This is a genomic window from Pseudomonas sp. HN2-3, from assembly GCF_020691745.1.
Classification (GTDB): Bacteria; Pseudomonadota; Gammaproteobacteria; order Pseudomonadales; family Pseudomonadaceae; genus Aquipseudomonas; species Aquipseudomonas capeferrum.
Map to the genome: position 1 here is coordinate 117,779 of NZ_CP085704.1, position 16,934 is coordinate 134,712.

The 16,934-nt window shown below is 54.6% G+C and carries 4 protein-coding genes, 4 tRNA genes and 7 rRNA genes; 12 read left to right on the forward strand and 3 right to left on the reverse strand.

Annotated features, from left to right (window positions below; genetic code table 11):
* Window positions 1–4 precede the first annotated feature (4 nt).
* From LJX93_RS00585 to rrf (LJX93_RS00640), 12 genes are all read left to right on the forward strand, one after another.
* Complete coding sequence (locus LJX93_RS00585; protein ID WP_033702566.1) at window positions 5–1,225, forward strand: CaiB/BaiF CoA transferase family protein; 1,221 nt, start codon at window positions 5–7, stop codon at window positions 1,223–1,225.
* A 568-nt stretch (window positions 1,226–1,793) separates the two neighbouring features.
* A 16S ribosomal RNA gene (locus LJX93_RS00590) occupies window positions 1,794–3,330 on the forward strand.
* Window positions 3,331–3,416: 86 nt separating this feature from the next.
* Window positions 3,417–3,493 (forward strand) — tRNA-Ile (locus LJX93_RS00595).
* A gap of 26 nt (window positions 3,494–3,519) precedes the next feature.
* Window positions 3,520–3,595 (forward strand) — tRNA-Ala (locus LJX93_RS00600).
* Window positions 3,596–3,839: 244 nt separating this feature from the next.
* Window positions 3,840–6,731, forward strand: a 23S ribosomal RNA gene (locus LJX93_RS00605).
* Window positions 6,732–6,864: 133 nt separating this feature from the next.
* Window positions 6,865–6,980, forward strand: a 5S ribosomal RNA gene (gene rrf / locus LJX93_RS00610).
* A 450-nt stretch (window positions 6,981–7,430) separates the two neighbouring features.
* A 16S ribosomal RNA gene (locus LJX93_RS00615) occupies window positions 7,431–8,967 on the forward strand.
* 77 nt (window positions 8,968–9,044) lie between these two features.
* Window positions 9,045–9,121 (forward strand) — tRNA-Ile (locus LJX93_RS00620).
* A 6-nt stretch (window positions 9,122–9,127) separates the two neighbouring features.
* Window positions 9,128–9,203: transfer RNA gene (locus LJX93_RS00625), tRNA-Ala, on the forward strand.
* Window positions 9,204–9,439: 236 nt separating this feature from the next.
* Window positions 9,440–12,331, forward strand: a 23S ribosomal RNA gene (locus LJX93_RS00630).
* A gap of 133 nt (window positions 12,332–12,464) precedes the next feature.
* Window positions 12,465–12,580 (forward strand): 5S ribosomal RNA (rrf, locus tag LJX93_RS00635).
* 109 nt (window positions 12,581–12,689) lie between these two features.
* Window positions 12,690–12,805: ribosomal RNA gene (gene rrf / locus LJX93_RS00640) — 5S ribosomal RNA — on the forward strand.
* The 16S, 23S and 5S rRNA genes sit together here with 4 tRNA genes alongside, the layout of an rRNA operon.
* A gap of 53 nt (window positions 12,806–12,858) precedes the next feature.
* On the opposite strand, the gene LJX93_RS00645 is transcribed toward rrf (LJX93_RS00640), so the two are convergent.
* From LJX93_RS00645 to LJX93_RS00655, 3 genes are all read right to left on the reverse strand, one after another.
* Entirely contained in the window at window positions 12,859–15,273 is a 2,415-nt protein-coding gene (locus LJX93_RS00645) for a TonB-dependent siderophore receptor (RefSeq protein WP_227697287.1), read from the reverse strand.
* A 171-nt stretch (window positions 15,274–15,444) separates the two neighbouring features.
* Complete coding sequence (locus LJX93_RS00650) at window positions 15,445–16,413, reverse strand: FecR domain-containing protein (RefSeq protein ID WP_033703541.1); 969 nt, start codon at window positions 16,411–16,413, stop codon at window positions 15,445–15,447.
* Window positions 16,410–16,913, reverse strand: a complete 504-nt coding sequence (locus LJX93_RS00655) for a sigma-70 family RNA polymerase sigma factor (RefSeq protein WP_033703538.1) — start codon at window positions 16,911–16,913, stop codon at window positions 16,410–16,412. The genes LJX93_RS00650 and LJX93_RS00655 overlap by 4 nt, the downstream gene beginning before the upstream one ends.
* Window positions 16,914–16,934 lie beyond the last annotated feature (21 nt).

A 16,934-nucleotide genomic window follows, 5' to 3' on the forward strand; every position in this document is an offset into this window, starting at 1 on the left:
GCCCATGGGCGCGCTATCACATCTGCGGGTGCTGGACCTTTCGCGCGTGTTGGCCGGCCCCTGGTCTGGCCAGATTCTGGCTGACCTTGGTGCTGACGTGATCAAGGTCGAGCGCCCGGGCAGTGGCGATGATACCCGTTCGTGGGGCCCGCCCTTTCTCCGGGACGCCCAGGGTGAGAACACCAGCGAGGCGGCTTATTACCTTTCGGCCAACCGCAACAAGCGTTCGGTGACGATCGACTTCACTCAGCCTGAAGGCCAGCGCCTGGTGCGTGAGCTAGCGGCCAAGTCGGATATCGTCATCGAGAACTTCAAGGTAGGTGGCCTGGCGGCCTACGGGCTGGATTACCAAAGCCTGAAGGCACTCAACCCGAAGCTTATCTATTGCTCCATTACTGGCTTCGGTCAGACGGGGCCTTATGCCAAGCGCGCAGGCTATGACTTCATGATCCAGGGCCTGGGCGGGCTGATGAGCCTGACCGGGCGGCCTGAGGGCGAGGAAGGCGCGGGGCCGGTGAAAGTTGGCGTGGCGCTGACTGACATCCTCACTGGGCTGTATTCGACGGTGGCTATCTTGGCCGCCCTCGCCCATCGGGATCAAACCGGCATCGGTCAGCATGTCGACATGGCATTGCTCGATGTGCAGGTGGCATGCCTGGCCAACCAGGCCATGAACTACCTGACTACGGGCAACCCGCCCCGGCGCCTGGGCAATGCGCATCCCAACATCGTGCCCTACCAGGACTTCCCCACGGCCGATGGCGATTTCATTCTTACCGTGGGTAACGACAGTCAGTTTCGCAAGTTCGCCGAGGTGGCGGGGCAGCCGCAATGGGCGGATGACCCGCGCTTCGCTACCAACAAGCTGCGGGTTGCCAATCGTGGTGAGCTGATTCCGTTGATTCGTCAGGCTACGGTATTCAAGACCACTGCAGAATGGGTGAGCCAGCTGGAGACGGCTGGTGTGCCCTGCGGGCCTATCAATGACCTGGCGCAGATGTTCCAGGACCCGCAGGTAGTGGCGCGTGGCTTGGCGGTGAGTATCGCGCACCCGCTGGCTGGGAGCGTGCCGCAGGTGGCCAGCCCGATTCGGCTGTCGGAGACACCGGTAGAGTACCGACGGGCGCCACCGCTGCTGGGTGAGCATACCGAGGCGGTATTGAGTGATGTATTGGGGCTGGATGCCGAGGCGGTACACCGCTTGCGCAGTGCCGGGGTGCTTTAAGGCTATATAAAGCAACGAAATAGCGGGGAGGCCGAAGGCCTCCCCGCTTTGCTTTTCGGCGATATCAAAGTTTATTGGAATTAAGGGGTTGACGCGATTTCGAATCCCCTTATAATGCGCCCCACTTCCAGCGTAGTCGGAACGAAAAACTCCTTGAGATTCAATGAGTTAAATAGTCAAGACGGAGTTTGAAGGGCTTCGATCGAAAGGTCGTCAGCGGTTAAGATGGTGGTTGACAGCGCTTCTAAACGCTGTATGATTCGCCTCCCGCTACGAGAGATCGCAGCGAGTCAAGTGTTTGAAGCTAAACGAGTTTCTCGAAAAAAACTTCAAAATAAACGCTTGACAGCAAATGAGGAAAGCGTAGAATGCGCGCCTCGGTTGAGACGAAAAGCTCTTAACCAACCGCTCTTTAACAAATTGAATCAAGCAATTCGTGTGGGTGCTTGTGAGTACGGACTGATAGTCACAAAGATTATCAGCATCACAAGTGACCATGCGAGAAATCACATAGTCATTTGAGATTGCTGAGCCAAGTTTAGGGTTTCTTAAAAACCCAAGCAGTATTGAACTGAAGAGTTTGATCATGGCTCAGATTGAACGCTGGCGGCAGGCCTAACACATGCAAGTCGAGCGGATGAGAGGGGCTTGCTCTTCGATTCAGCGGCGGACGGGTGAGTAATGCCTAGGAATCTGCCTGATAGTGGGGGACAACGTTTCGAAAGGAACGCTAATACCGCATACGTCCTACGGGAGAAAGCAGGGGACCTTCGGGCCTTGCGCTATCAGATGAGCCTAGGTCGGATTAGCTAGTTGGTGGGGTAATGGCTCACCAAGGCGACGATCCGTAACTGGTCTGAGAGGATGATCAGTCACACTGGAACTGAGACACGGTCCAGACTCCTACGGGAGGCAGCAGTGGGGAATATTGGACAATGGGCGAAAGCCTGATCCAGCCATGCCGCGTGTGTGAAGAAGGTCTTCGGATTGTAAAGCACTTTAAGTTGGGAGGAAGGGCAGTAAGCGAATACCTTGCTGTTTTGACGTTACCGACAGAATAAGCACCGGCTAACTCTGTGCCAGCAGCCGCGGTAATACAGAGGGTGCAAGCGTTAATCGGAATTACTGGGCGTAAAGCGCGCGTAGGTGGTTTGTTAAGTTGAATGTGAAAGCCCCGGGCTCAACCTGGGAACTGCATCCAAAACTGGCAAGCTAGAGTACGGTAGAGGGTGGTGGAATTTCCTGTGTAGCGGTGAAATGCGTAGATATAGGAAGGAACACCAGTGGCGAAGGCGACCACCTGGACTGATACTGACACTGAGGTGCGAAAGCGTGGGGAGCAAACAGGATTAGATACCCTGGTAGTCCACGCCGTAAACGATGTCAACTAGCCGTTGGAATCCTTGAGATTTTAGTGGCGCAGCTAACGCATTAAGTTGACCGCCTGGGGAGTACGGCCGCAAGGTTAAAACTCAAATGAATTGACGGGGGCCCGCACAAGCGGTGGAGCATGTGGTTTAATTCGAAGCAACGCGAAGAACCTTACCAGGCCTTGACATGCAGAGAACTTTCCAGAGATGGATTGGTGCCTTCGGGAACTCTGACACAGGTGCTGCATGGCTGTCGTCAGCTCGTGTCGTGAGATGTTGGGTTAAGTCCCGTAACGAGCGCAACCCTTGTCCTTAGTTACCAGCACGTTATGGTGGGCACTCTAAGGAGACTGCCGGTGACAAACCGGAGGAAGGTGGGGATGACGTCAAGTCATCATGGCCCTTACGGCCTGGGCTACACACGTGCTACAATGGTCGGTACAGAGGGTTGCCAAGCCGCGAGGTGGAGCTAATCTCACAAAACCGATCGTAGTCCGGATCGCAGTCTGCAACTCGACTGCGTGAAGTCGGAATCGCTAGTAATCGCGAATCAGAATGTCGCGGTGAATACGTTCCCGGGCCTTGTACACACCGCCCGTCACACCATGGGAGTGGGTTGCACCAGAAGTAGCTAGTCTAACCTTCGGGAGGACGGTTACCACGGTGTGATTCATGACTGGGGTGAAGTCGTAACAAGGTAGCCGTAGGGGAACCTGCGGCTGGATCACCTCCTTAATCGACGACATCAGCCTGCTGATGAGCTCCCACACGAATTGCTTGATTCTTTGTATAAAGACGATGCTGTAACGCGACCCTGTTATAGGTCTGTAGCTCAGTTGGTTAGAGCGCACCCCTGATAAGGGTGAGGTCGGCAGTTCAAATCTGCCCAGACCTACCAATTACTTGGTGCGGCCTACAAAATACGGGGCCATAGCTCAGCTGGGAGAGCGCCTGCCTTGCACGCAGGAGGTCAGCGGTTCGATCCCGCTTGGCTCCACCACTCTTCAGGTTTCGCAGCACTGCTCAGAACTTAGAAATGAACATTCGTTGATGAATGTTGATTTCTGACTTTTGTCAGATCGTTCTTTAAAAATTCGGATATGTGATAGAAATAGACTGAACACTACTTTCACTGGTAGTGGATCAGGCTAAGGTAAAATTTGTGATGTGCTCTTAATTGAGCAGCATGCGAATTTTCGGCGAATGTCGTCTTCACAGTATAACCAGATTGCTTGGGGTTATATGGTCAAGTGAAGAAGCGCATACGGTGGATGCCTTGGCAGTCAGAGGCGATGAAAGACGTGGTAGCCTGCGATAAGCTTTGGGGAGTCGGCAAACAGACTGTGATCCAGAGATCTCTGAATGGGGGAACCCACTCAGCATAAGCTGAGTATCTTGTACTGAATACATAGGTGCAAGAGGCGAACCAGGGGAACTGAAACATCTAAGTACCCTGAGGAAAAGAAATCAACCGAGATTCCCTTAGTAGTGGCGAGCGAACGGGGACCAGCCCTTAAGTTGGTTTGAGATTAGTGGAACGCTCTGGAAAGTGCGGCCATAGTGGGTGATAGCCCCGTACACGAAAATCTCTTATCAATGAAATCGAGTAGGACGGAGCACGAGAAACTTTGTCTGAATATGGGGGGACCATCCTCCAAGGCTAAATACTACTGACTGACCGATAGTGAACTAGTACCGTGAGGGAAAGGCGAAAAGAACCCCGGAGAGGGGAGTGAAATAGATCCTGAAACCGTATGCGTACAAGCAGTGGGAGCCTACTTGTTAGGTGACTGCGTACCTTTTGTATAATGGGTCAGCGACTTATATTCAGTGGCGAGCTTAACCGAATAGGGGAGGCGTAGCGAAAGCGAGTCTTAATAGGGCGTTTAGTCGCTGGGTATAGACCCGAAACCGGGCGATCTATCCATGGGCAGGTTGAAGGTTAGGTAACACTGACTGGAGGACCGAACCGACTACCGTTGAAAAGTTAGCGGATGACCTGTGGATCGGAGTGAAAGGCTAATCAAGCTCGGAGATAGCTGGTTCTCCTCGAAAGCTATTTAGGTAGCGCCTCATGTATCACTGTAGGGGGTAGAGCACTGTTTCGGCTAGGGGGTCATCCCGACTTACCAAACCGATGCAAACTCCGAATACCTACAAGTGCCGAGCATGGGAGACACACGGCGGGTGCTAACGTCCGTCGTGAAAAGGGAAACAACCCAGACCGTCAGCTAAGGTCCCAAAGTCATGGTTAAGTGGGAAACGATGTGGGAAGGCTTAGACAGCTAGGAGGTTGGCTTAGAAGCAGCCACCCTTTAAAGAAAGCGTAATAGCTCACTAGTCGAGTCGGCCTGCGCGGAAGATGTAACGGGGCTCAAACCATGCACCGAAGCTACGGGTATCATCTTATGATGATGCGGTAGAGGAGCGTTCTGTAAGCCTGTGAAGGTGAGTTGAGAAGCTTGCTGGAGGTATCAGAAGTGCGAATGCTGACATGAGTAACGACAATGGGAGTGAAAAACTCCCACGCCGAAAGACCAAGGTTTCCTGCGCAACGTTAATCGACGCAGGGTTAGTCGGTCCCTAAGGCGAGGCTGAAAAGCGTAGTCGATGGAAAACAGGTTAATATTCCTGTACTTGCAGTTATTGCGATGGAGGGACGGAGAAGGCTAGGCCAGCTTGGCGTTGGTTGTCCAAGTTTAAGGTGGTAGGCTGAAATCTTAGGCAAATCCGGGATTTCAAGGCCGAGAGCTGATGACGAGTTGCCTTTAGGCGACGAAGTGGTTGATGCCATGCTTCCAAGAAAAGCTCCTAAGCTTCAGATAACTGGGAACCGTACCCCAAACCGACACAGGTGGTTAGGTAGAGAATACCAAGGCGCTTGAGAGAACTCGGGTGAAGGAACTAGGCAAAATGGCACCGTAACTTCGGGAGAAGGTGCGCCGGCGAGGGTTAAGGACTTGCTCCGTAAGCCCATGCCGGTCGAAGATACCAGGCCGCTGCGACTGTTTATTAAAAACACAGCACTCTGCAAACACGAAAGTGGACGTATAGGGTGTGACGCCTGCCCGGTGCCGGAAGGTTAATTGATGGGGTTAGCGCAAGCGAAGCTCTTGATCGAAGCCCCGGTAAACGGCGGCCGTAACTATAACGGTCCTAAGGTAGCGAAATTCCTTGTCGGGTAAGTTCCGACCTGCACGAATGGCGTAACGATGGCGGCGCTGTCTCCACCCGAGACTCAGTGAAATTGAAATCGCTGTGAAGATGCAGTGTATCCGCGGCTAGACGGAAAGACCCCGTGAACCTTTACTATAGCTTTGCACTGGACTTTGAATTTGCTTGTGTAGGATAGGTGGGAGGCTTTGAAGTGGGGACGCCAGTTCTCATGGAGCCATCCTTGAAATACCACCCTGGCAACTTTGAGGTTCTAACTCAGGTCCGTTATCCGGATCGAGGACAGTGTATGGTGGGTAGTTTGACTGGGGCGGTCTCCTCCCAAAGAGTAACGGAGGAGTACGAAGGTGCGCTCAGACCGGTCGGAAATCGGTCGTAGAGTATAAAGGCAAAAGCGCGCTTGACTGCGAGACAAACACGTCGAGCAGGTACGAAAGTAGGTCTTAGTGATCCGGTGGTTCTGTATGGAAGGGCCATCGCTCAACGGATAAAAGGTACTCCGGGGATAACAGGCTGATACCGCCCAAGAGTTCATATCGACGGCGGTGTTTGGCACCTCGATGTCGGCTCATCACATCCTGGGGCTGAAGCCGGTCCCAAGGGTATGGCTGTTCGCCATTTAAAGTGGTACGCGAGCTGGGTTTAGAACGTCGTGAGACAGTTCGGTCCCTATCTGCCGTGGACGTTTGAGATTTGAGAGGGGCTGCTCCTAGTACGAGAGGACCGGAGTGGACGAACCTCTGGTGTTCCGGTTGTCACGCCAGTGGCATTGCCGGGTAGCTATGTTCGGAAGAGATAACCGCTGAAAGCATCTAAGCGGGAAACTTGCCTCAAGATGAGATCTCACTGGGATCTAGAATCCCCTAAAGGGCCGTCGAAGACTACGACGTTGATAGGTTGGGTGTGTAAGCGCTGTGAGGCGTTGAGCTAACCAATACTAATTGCCCGTGAGGCTTGACCATATAACACCCAAGCAATTTGCTCCTGCAGATTGCGGTGGTGAAGACACACGAACCGAAAGTTCGAATGTACATCACAACATCACATATCCGAATTCGCTAGGCTGTCCATCTGGACGTTCTGGCAACAGAATTTCTTGACGACCATAGAGCATTGGAACCACCTGATCCCATCCCGAACTCAGTAGTGAAACGATGCATCGCCGATGGTAGTGTGGGGTCTCCCCATGTGAGAGTAGGTCATCGTCAAGATTCATTTCGCAAAACCCCTATCTGCGCAAGCAGGTAGGGGTTTTGTCTTTAAGTAGAAGCTCATGCTTCTTGCTGACCAGGTCGAGAGACAGATCAGCAGCGCTAAAAAGGTGATTGACAGCGTTTTTGAATGCTGTATTATTCGCCTCCCGCTACGAGAGATCGCAGCGAGTTAAGTGTTTGAAGCTAAACGAGTTTCTCGCAAAAAACTTCAAAATAAACGCTTGACAGGCACTGAGGAAAGCGTAGAATGCGCACCTCGGTTGAGACGAAAAGCTCTTGACCAACCGCTCTTTAACAAATTGAATCAAGCAATTCGTGTGGGTGCTTGTGAGTATGGACTGATAGTCACAAAGATTATCAGCATCACAAGTGACCATGCGAGAAATCACATAGTCATTTGAGATTGCTGAGCCAAGTTTAGGGTTTCTTAAAAACCCAAGCAGTATTGAACTGAAGAGTTTGATCATGGCTCAGATTGAACGCTGGCGGCAGGCCTAACACATGCAAGTCGAGCGGATGAGAAGAGCTTGCTCTTCGATTCAGCGGCGGACGGGTGAGTAATGCCTAGGAATCTGCCTGATAGTGGGGGACAACGTTTCGAAAGGAACGCTAATACCGCATACGTCCTACGGGAGAAAGCAGGGGACCTTCGGGCCTTGCGCTATCAGATGAGCCTAGGTCGGATTAGCTAGTTGGTGGGGTAATGGCTCACCAAGGCGACGATCCGTAACTGGTCTGAGAGGATGATCAGTCACACTGGAACTGAGACACGGTCCAGACTCCTACGGGAGGCAGCAGTGGGGAATATTGGACAATGGGCGAAAGCCTGATCCAGCCATGCCGCGTGTGTGAAGAAGGTCTTCGGATTGTAAAGCACTTTAAGTTGGGAGGAAGGGCAGTAAGCGAATACCTTGCTGTTTTGACGTTACCGACAGAATAAGCACCGGCTAACTCTGTGCCAGCAGCCGCGGTAATACAGAGGGTGCAAGCGTTAATCGGAATTACTGGGCGTAAAGCGCGCGTAGGTGGTTTGTTAAGTTGAATGTGAAAGCCCCGGGCTCAACCTGGGAACTGCATCCAAAACTGGCAAGCTAGAGTACAGTAGAGGGTGGTGGAATTTCCTGTGTAGCGGTGAAATGCGTAGATATAGGAAGGAACACCAGTGGCGAAGGCGACCACCTGGACTGATACTGACACTGAGGTGCGAAAGCGTGGGGAGCAAACAGGATTAGATACCCTGGTAGTCCACGCCGTAAACGATGTCAACTAGCCGTTGGAATCCTTGAGATTTTAGTGGCGCAGCTAACGCATTAAGTTGACCGCCTGGGGAGTACGGCCGCAAGGTTAAAACTCAAATGAATTGACGGGGGCCCGCACAAGCGGTGGAGCATGTGGTTTAATTCGAAGCAACGCGAAGAACCTTACCAGGCCTTGACATGCAGAGAACTTTCCAGAGATGGATTGGTGCCTTCGGGAACTCTGACACAGGTGCTGCATGGCTGTCGTCAGCTCGTGTCGTGAGATGTTGGGTTAAGTCCCGTAACGAGCGCAACCCTTGTCCTTAGTTACCAGCACGTTATGGTGGGCACTCTAAGGAGACTGCCGGTGACAAACCGGAGGAAGGTGGGGATGACGTCAAGTCATCATGGCCCTTACGGCCTGGGCTACACACGTGCTACAATGGTCGGTACAGAGGGTTGCCAAGCCGCGAGGTGGAGCTAATCTCACAAAACCGATCGTAGTCCGGATCGCAGTCTGCAACTCGACTGCGTGAAGTCGGAATCGCTAGTAATCGCGAATCAGAATGTCGCGGTGAATACGTTCCCGGGCCTTGTACACACCGCCCGTCACACCATGGGAGTGGGTTGCACCAGAAGTAGCTAGTCTAACCCTCGGGAGGACGGTTACCACGGTGTGATTCATGACTGGGGTGAAGTCGTAACAAGGTAGCCGTAGGGGAACCTGCGGCTGGATCACCTCCTTAATCGACGACATCAGCCTGCTGATGAGCTCCCACACGAATTGCTTGATTCATATGTGAAGACGATCAAGACCCTATATAGGTCTGTAGCTCAGTTGGTTAGAGCGCACCCCTGATAAGGGTGAGGTCGGCAGTTCAAATCTGCCCAGACCTACCAATATGCGGGGCCATAGCTCAGCTGGGAGAGCGCCTGCCTTGCACGCAGGAGGTCAGCGGTTCGATCCCGCTTGGCTCCACCACTCTTGCAGTACCTTGATCAAACTCAGAAATGAGCATTCGCGTCGAATGTTGATTTCTGACTTTTGTCAGATCGTTCTTTAAAAATTCGGATATGTGATAGAAATAGACTGAACACTACTTTCACTGGTAGTGGATCAGGCTAAGGTAAAATTTGTGATGTGCTCTTAATTGAGCAGCATGCGAATTTTCGGCGAATGTCGTCTTCACAGTATAACCAGATTGCTTGGGGTTATATGGTCAAGTGAAGAAACGCATACGGTGGATGCCTTGGCAGTCAGAGGCGATGAAAGACGTGGTAGCCTGCGATAAGCTTTGGGGAGTCGGCAAACAGACTGTGATCCAGAGATCTCTGAATGGGGGAACCCACTCAGCATAAGCTGAGTATCTTGTACTGAATACATAGGTGCAAGAGGCGAACCAGGGGAACTGAAACATCTAAGTACCCTGAGGAAAAGAAATCAACCGAGATTCCCTTAGTAGTGGCGAGCGAACGGGGACCAGCCCTTAAGTTGGTTTGAGATTAGTGGAACGCTCTGGAAAGTGCGGCCATAGTGGGTGATAGCCCCGTACACGAAAATCTCTTATCAATGAAATCGAGTAGGACGGAGCACGAGAAACTTTGTCTGAATATGGGGGGACCATCCTCCAAGGCTAAATACTACTGACTGACCGATAGTGAACTAGTACCGTGAGGGAAAGGCGAAAAGAACCCCGGAGAGGGGAGTGAAATAGATCCTGAAACCGTATGCGTACAAGCAGTGGGAGCCTACTTGTTAGGTGACTGCGTACCTTTTGTATAATGGGTCAGCGACTTATATTCAGTGGCGAGCTTAACCGAATAGGGGAGGCGTAGCGAAAGCGAGTCTTAATAGGGCGTTTAGTCGCTGGGTATAGACCCGAAACCGGGCGATCTATCCATGGGCAGGTTGAAGGTTAGGTAACACTGACTGGAGGACCGAACCGACTACCGTTGAAAAGTTAGCGGATGACCTGTGGATCGGAGTGAAAGGCTAATCAAGCTCGGAGATAGCTGGTTCTCCTCGAAAGCTATTTAGGTAGCGCCTCATGTATCACTGTAGGGGGTAGAGCACTGTTTCGGCTAGGGGGTCATCCCGACTTACCAAACCGATGCAAACTCCGAATACCTACAAGTGCCGAGCATGGGAGACACACGGCGGGTGCTAACGTCCGTCGTGAAAAGGGAAACAACCCAGACCGTCAGCTAAGGTCCCAAAGTCATGGTTAAGTGGGAAACGATGTGGGAAGGCTTAGACAGCTAGGAGGTTGGCTTAGAAGCAGCCACCCTTTAAAGAAAGCGTAATAGCTCACTAGTCGAGTCGGCCTGCGCGGAAGATGTAACGGGGCTCAAACCATGCACCGAAGCTACGGGTATCATCTTATGATGATGCGGTAGAGGAGCGTTCTGTAAGCCTGTGAAGGTGAGTTGAGAAGCTTGCTGGAGGTATCAGAAGTGCGAATGCTGACATGAGTAACGACAATGGGAGTGAAAAACTCCCACGCCGAAAGACCAAGGTTTCCTGCGCAACGTTAATCGACGCAGGGTTAGTCGGTCCCTAAGGCGAGGCTGAAAAGCGTAGTCGATGGAAAACAGGTTAATATTCCTGTACTTGCAGTTATTGCGATGGAGGGACGGAGAAGGCTAGGCCAGCTTGGCGTTGGTTGTCCAAGTTTAAGGTGGTAGGCTGAAATCTTAGGCAAATCCGGGATTTCAAGGCCGAGAGCTGATGACGAGTTGCCTTTAGGCGACGAAGTGGTTGATGCCATGCTTCCAAGAAAAGCTCCTAAGCTTCAGATAACTGGGAACCGTACCCCAAACCGACACAGGTGGTTAGGTAGAGAATACCAAGGCGCTTGAGAGAACTCGGGTGAAGGAACTAGGCAAAATGGCACCGTAACTTCGGGAGAAGGTGCGCCGGCGAGGGTTAAGGACTTGCTCCGTAAGCCCATGCCGGTCGAAGATACCAGGCCGCTGCGACTGTTTATTAAAAACACAGCACTCTGCAAACACGAAAGTGGACGTATAGGGTGTGACGCCTGCCCGGTGCCGGAAGGTTAATTGATGGGGTTAGCGCAAGCGAAGCTCTTGATCGAAGCCCCGGTAAACGGCGGCCGTAACTATAACGGTCCTAAGGTAGCGAAATTCCTTGTCGGGTAAGTTCCGACCTGCACGAATGGCGTAACGATGGCGGCGCTGTCTCCACCCGAGACTCAGTGAAATTGAAATCGCTGTGAAGATGCAGTGTATCCGCGGCTAGACGGAAAGACCCCGTGAACCTTTACTATAGCTTTGCACTGGACTTTGAATTTGCTTGTGTAGGATAGGTGGGAGGCTTTGAAGTGGGGACGCCAGTTCTCATGGAGCCATCCTTGAAATACCACCCTGGCAACTTTGAGGTTCTAACTCAGGTCCGTTATCCGGATCGAGGACAGTGTATGGTGGGTAGTTTGACTGGGGCGGTCTCCTCCCAAAGAGTAACGGAGGAGTACGAAGGTGCGCTCAGACCGGTCGGAAATCGGTCGTAGAGTATAAAGGCAAAAGCGCGCTTGACTGCGAGACAAACACGTCGAGCAGGTACGAAAGTAGGTCTTAGTGATCCGGTGGTTCTGTATGGAAGGGCCATCGCTCAACGGATAAAAGGTACTCCGGGGATAACAGGCTGATACCGCCCAAGAGTTCATATCGACGGCGGTGTTTGGCACCTCGATGTCGGCTCATCACATCCTGGGGCTGAAGCCGGTCCCAAGGGTATGGCTGTTCGCCATTTAAAGTGGTACGCGAGCTGGGTTTAGAACGTCGTGAGACAGTTCGGTCCCTATCTGCCGTGGACGTTTGAGATTTGAGAGGGGCTGCTCCTAGTACGAGAGGACCGGAGTGGACGAACCTCTGGTGTTCCGGTTGTCACGCCAGTGGCATTGCCGGGTAGCTATGTTCGGAAGAGATAACCGCTGAAAGCATCTAAGCGGGAAACTTGCCTCAAGATGAGATCTCACTGGGATCTAGAATCCCCTAAAGGGCCGTCGAAGACTACGACGTGGATAGGTTGGGTGTGTAAGCGCTGTGAGGCGTTGAGCTAACCAATACTAATTGCCCGTGAGGCTTGACCATATAACACCCAAGCAATTTGCTCATGCAGATTGCGGTGGTGAAGACGCACGAACCGAAAGTTCGAATGTACATCACAACATCACATATCCGAATTCGCTAGGCTGTCCATCTGGACGTTCTGGCAACAGAATTTCTTGACGACCATAGAGCATTGGAACCACCTGATCCCATCCCGAACTCAGTAGTGAAACGATGCATCGCCGATGGTAGTGTGGGGTCTCCCCATGTGAGAGTAGGTCATCGTCAAGATTCATTTCGCAAAACCCCTATCTGCGCGAGCAGGTAGGGGTTTTGTCTTTAAGTAGAAGCCATAGAAATTCGCGGGCACGTCTTCAGGACGGGCCGGCACACAGAATTTCTTGACGACCATAGAGCATTGGAACCACCTGATCCCATCCCGAACTCAGCAGTGAAACGATGCATCGCCGATGGTAGTGTGGGGTCTCCCCATGTGAGAGTAGGTCATCGTCAAGATTCAAACCCAAAGCCCCTGTCTGCATCGCAGACAGGGGCTTTGTCTTTTCGGGTCAGAATTGATAGCTGACCGTTGCGCTGACGTTGCGCTCTTCACCCATGTAGCAATAGTTCAGGCTGGCACATGAGGTGACGTAGCTCTCATTGGTGAGGTTGTTGGCGTTCAGGCGCACATCCACCCCCGTCAGGCCAACCTTGCCCAGGTCGTATCCGATCGAGGCATCAAACAGCGTGTAGGAGGGCACCTTCATGCTGTTTTCCGCATCCACCCAGCTGTACCCTACATAACGCACCCCACCGCCCAGTCGCAGGCCGTCCAGCGGCCCCTGGCGGAAGTTGTAGTCGGCCCACAGCGAAAACATCTGCTTGGGTGCCTGGGTGGGCGAATTACCCTTGTTGTCCAGGTTTGCTGCCACCAAGCTCGGCATCGTCTTGGCATACTCGATGTCGGTAAAGGTGTAGCCGCCCAACAGCTTGAGGTTGTCGGTCAGCTGAACATGCGCCTCCAGCTCCAGGCCTTGTGAGCGTACTTCACCCACCGGGCGGTAGAAGTCTTCGTTCGGCTGCTTGGAGGCCAGGTTCTCCTGCTCGATACGGAACACCGACGCGGTAAACAGGTTGTCACTGCCGGGCGGCTGGTACTTGATACCCGCTTCCCACTGAGTGCCCTCGGTCGGTGCCAACGGCCGGCCTTCCTGGTCGGACACGGTATTGGGGTTGAACGACTCCGAGTAGCTGACATAGGGTGCCAAGCCGTTCTCGAACAAGTACAGCACGCCCGCTCGGGTGGTGAACTTGGAGCGCTGATCGTTGACCTTGGTGTTGCTGTCGCGATTCTCCTCGGAGACCTTCACCCAGTCCTGGCGCAAGCCCAGCGAGAAGCGCCATTGGTCCAGCTCAACCAGGTCCTGCAGGTACACACCCGTTTGCTGCAGGCGGCGCTGATAGCGGTTTTCACCAAGTACCTGGAGGTTGCCATTGCCATATTGAGGGTTGCCGGCATCCAGCGGGTCGACCGTGCCGTAACGCCATTCCACGTCGGCCTTGCGGCGCTGGTAGTCGGTGCCAAGCAGCAAGGTGTGCTTGGCCGCGCCGGTGAAGAACTCCGCCTGCAGCATGTTATCGATGATGTACGAATGCAGGCGCTCGTCGCCCCCGGTGTAGGCGCGGTTGAGGATGTTGCTGTCGGCGTCGGCCCAACCGGCCGAATACACCTGGTCCATCGTTACGTCAGAATCCTGGTAGCGGAAGTTCTGCCGGGCGGTGAAGACGTCGTTGAAACGGTGCTCGAACTGGTAGCTGAACGACTGCTGGGTACGCTCGTAGTTGTCGACCCCAGGCTCACCTTCAAAGAAGTGGTCTGACAGGCGCAGCCCGTTGCGCTTGTGCAGCATGCCGTCAGCCGGGTTACCCCCGTGGTAGCCACCATTGGGGTCGTGCTGCAGGTATGCCTGCAGCGTCAGCGAGGTGTCTTCGGTGAAGTCGATGCTGATAGCCGGTGCGATGGCGTAGCGTTCTTCCTTGTTATGGTCGAACTGAGTATCAGAGCTGTCCGCCAAGCCTGTCAGGCGATAGGCAATACGCTTGTCGTCATCGACCGGGCCGCTGAAGTCGAAGCCCATGCCACGCTGGCCTTGGGTACCGACGGTGGCCTGCACCTGATGGAAGGGCGTGAACAGGGGCTTCTTGGTGGTCAGTGCCACCAGGCCCCCTGGCGAGCTGCGGCCATAGAGTACCGAAGAGGGCCCTTTGAGGATGTCGATGCGCTCCAGAAAGTAAGGGTCCACTTGCATGGTGCTGTAGGTGCCGTTGTCACCCATGGACTTCAGGCCGTCAACGTAGATGTTGTCGACCGAACCGTCGTTGAAGCCGCGCATGGCCACATAGTCGTAGCGGTGAGTGGCGCCATAGGGGTTGGTCAGCACCCCAGGCGTATAGCGCATGGCCTGGGCGACGGTCTGCGAGCCCTGGTCATCTATCTGCTGGCGAGTCACCACCGAGACCGACTGTGAGGTTTCCACCAGGGGCATGCTGGTCTTGGTCGCGACCTGGCTGTGGGTGGCGTTGTAGCCATCCATGCTGCCCAAGGCATTGCCCAGGGAGAAGCTGCGGATATCGGTGTCTGGCAGCGACAGTGCGGCGTTGTCTGGCTGGGCCCGCAGCACATAGCTGTGCCCACCCTGGCTTACGGCCTCCAGGCCGCTGCCATTGAGCAATTGGCGCAGCGCCTGATCGGCCGAGTACTGCCCTTGCAAGCCACGGGATTGCAGCCCATTGGTCAATTGCGGTGTGCTGGAGAGGGTGATCCCCGCCTGACGGGCAAACTGGTTGAGCACATCGTTCAGTTCGCCGGGCGCAATCGCATACTGCTGGCTGACCTGCGCGGCTTCAGCGGCCAAGGCTTGAAGGGGCAGGGCGCTGATGCCCAGTGCGGTACCGAGCAGGGCTGCCCGAACGGCCTTGCGCAGGCTGGCTGAATTCAAGACAGGTCGAAAATCATTCTCGTTAGTGCGGTGTGTAGAGGTAGAGACAATGGGCATGAAAGCGTCCGTTGAAAGGTTGAGGGCAGAAGGCGTTGCTTACTGTCCTAGCCGGATCGATGCCCAAAACCCGCCAAAAATATCCCCGCAGGGGTGAAGTCAGGCCATGTGCTCGACGCGGATCCACCAACGTGTGCGTTGGCGAAGCCTGACCGGGAGCGTTTTTGGCAGCAGTTGCAGCAGTTGCTCCGGGTCGTCCAGGCGGAACACACCGGACAGGCGCAGATCGGCAATGTCATCGCTGCAAGCCAAGTAGCCATGGCGATAGCGGCTCACTTGCGCGAGAAAATCGTGCAAGCGCATGTCGCGGGTCACGATCAGCCCTTCGCTCCAGGCCATGGGGTCCATATCCACGCGATCCAGGCGTTGTGCACCGCTGGCATCCAGGCGCCAGTGCTGGCTGCTGTCGATCCATTGCACCTGGCCATTCCCCGGCCGGTGTATCGCCACCTTTCCCTGGCTGACGCTGACGCGGGTGCAGGCGATATCCTGGCGTACCACAAAGCGAGCATTGAAACCTTCGAGCAAGGCCTCTTGCGTCTGTACCAACAGGGGGCGCGTCTGATCCTGCGCTTCGCTGCAGGTGAGCATCAGCTCCCCTTGCTTGAGGTGAACCAAACGCTGCTGCTGGTCGAAGGCCAGGTCCACCGCACTGCGCGTGTTCAGTTGCATCAATGAGCCATCGGGCAGGTGCAATCGCCGCCGTTCGCCAGTAGCAGTGGCGTAGTCCGAAGCCCAGGCGCTGACGCTATCGAGGTCTCTGGCCAGCCAGGTGGCGGAGCCCACCAGGGCGACGCCGCCAAGCAACTTGAGCGCCTGGCGCCGGTGCAGGCGCCGCTGGCTGGTTTCCAGGGTGTGCAAGGCAACCCCAGCGCCGGGGATGGTCCGCAGGTCAAGGTCCTGGTGCAGGTGTATCACCCGTTGCCAGGCCAGTTCGTGCTCATGCCGCGCGCTACGCCACTGCTCGCATTGCTGCAGCAGGGCAGGGCTGCTACCGCTCTCTCGCAGCCTGAGCAGCCACTGAATGGCTTGCTTGACCGCTTTGGCCGACGGCGCGACTACTGTCATCGCTCGTCTTCAAAGCGCAGCAGGTAGCAATGGTAAAGCGCATCGGCGATATAGCGCTCGACGGTGCGTACGGATATGCCCATCTGCTCGGCGATGGCCTGGTGTTTCAGCCCATCGCACTGGGCCAGCAGAAAGGCGCGGCGCACCTTTGGCTTGAGCCCTTCGAGCATGCGCGCGATACGCTCCAGCAGCTCCAGTAGCACTTCGCGGGTCTCGGCCGAGGGGGCCTGTGTTTCCGGCAAGTGAGCCAGGGCTTCGAGGTAGGCCCGGTGCAGTTCTTCACGGCGCCAGTGATCGATCACCAGCCCACGTGCCACGGTCCGCAGAAACGCCCTTGGCGTGTTCAGCTGTACCTGCTCGCGACGCTGCAACAGCCGCACGAAGGTGTCCTGGGCCAGGTCCGCGGCATCGGCGGCATTGCCCAGCTTGCTGCGCAGCCAGGCATGCAACCAACCGTGGTGGTCACTGTAGAGCGTTTGCACGGAGTCATTGGAAGGCATGGAGGAGGGCGCTGGCTTCAA

Coding starts and splice junctions, on each gene's coding strand:
- LJX93_RS00585 (WP_033702566.1), top strand. CDS start 5: ATGGGCGCGCTATCACATCTGCGGGTGCTGGACCTTTCGCGCGTGTTG.
- LJX93_RS00650 (WP_033703541.1), bottom strand. CDS start 16,413: ATGACAGTAGTCGCGCCGTCGGCCAAAGCGGTCAAGCAAGCCATTCAG.
- LJX93_RS00655 (WP_033703538.1), bottom strand. CDS start 16,913: ATGCCTTCCAATGACTCCGTGCAAACGCTCTACAGTGACCACCACGGT.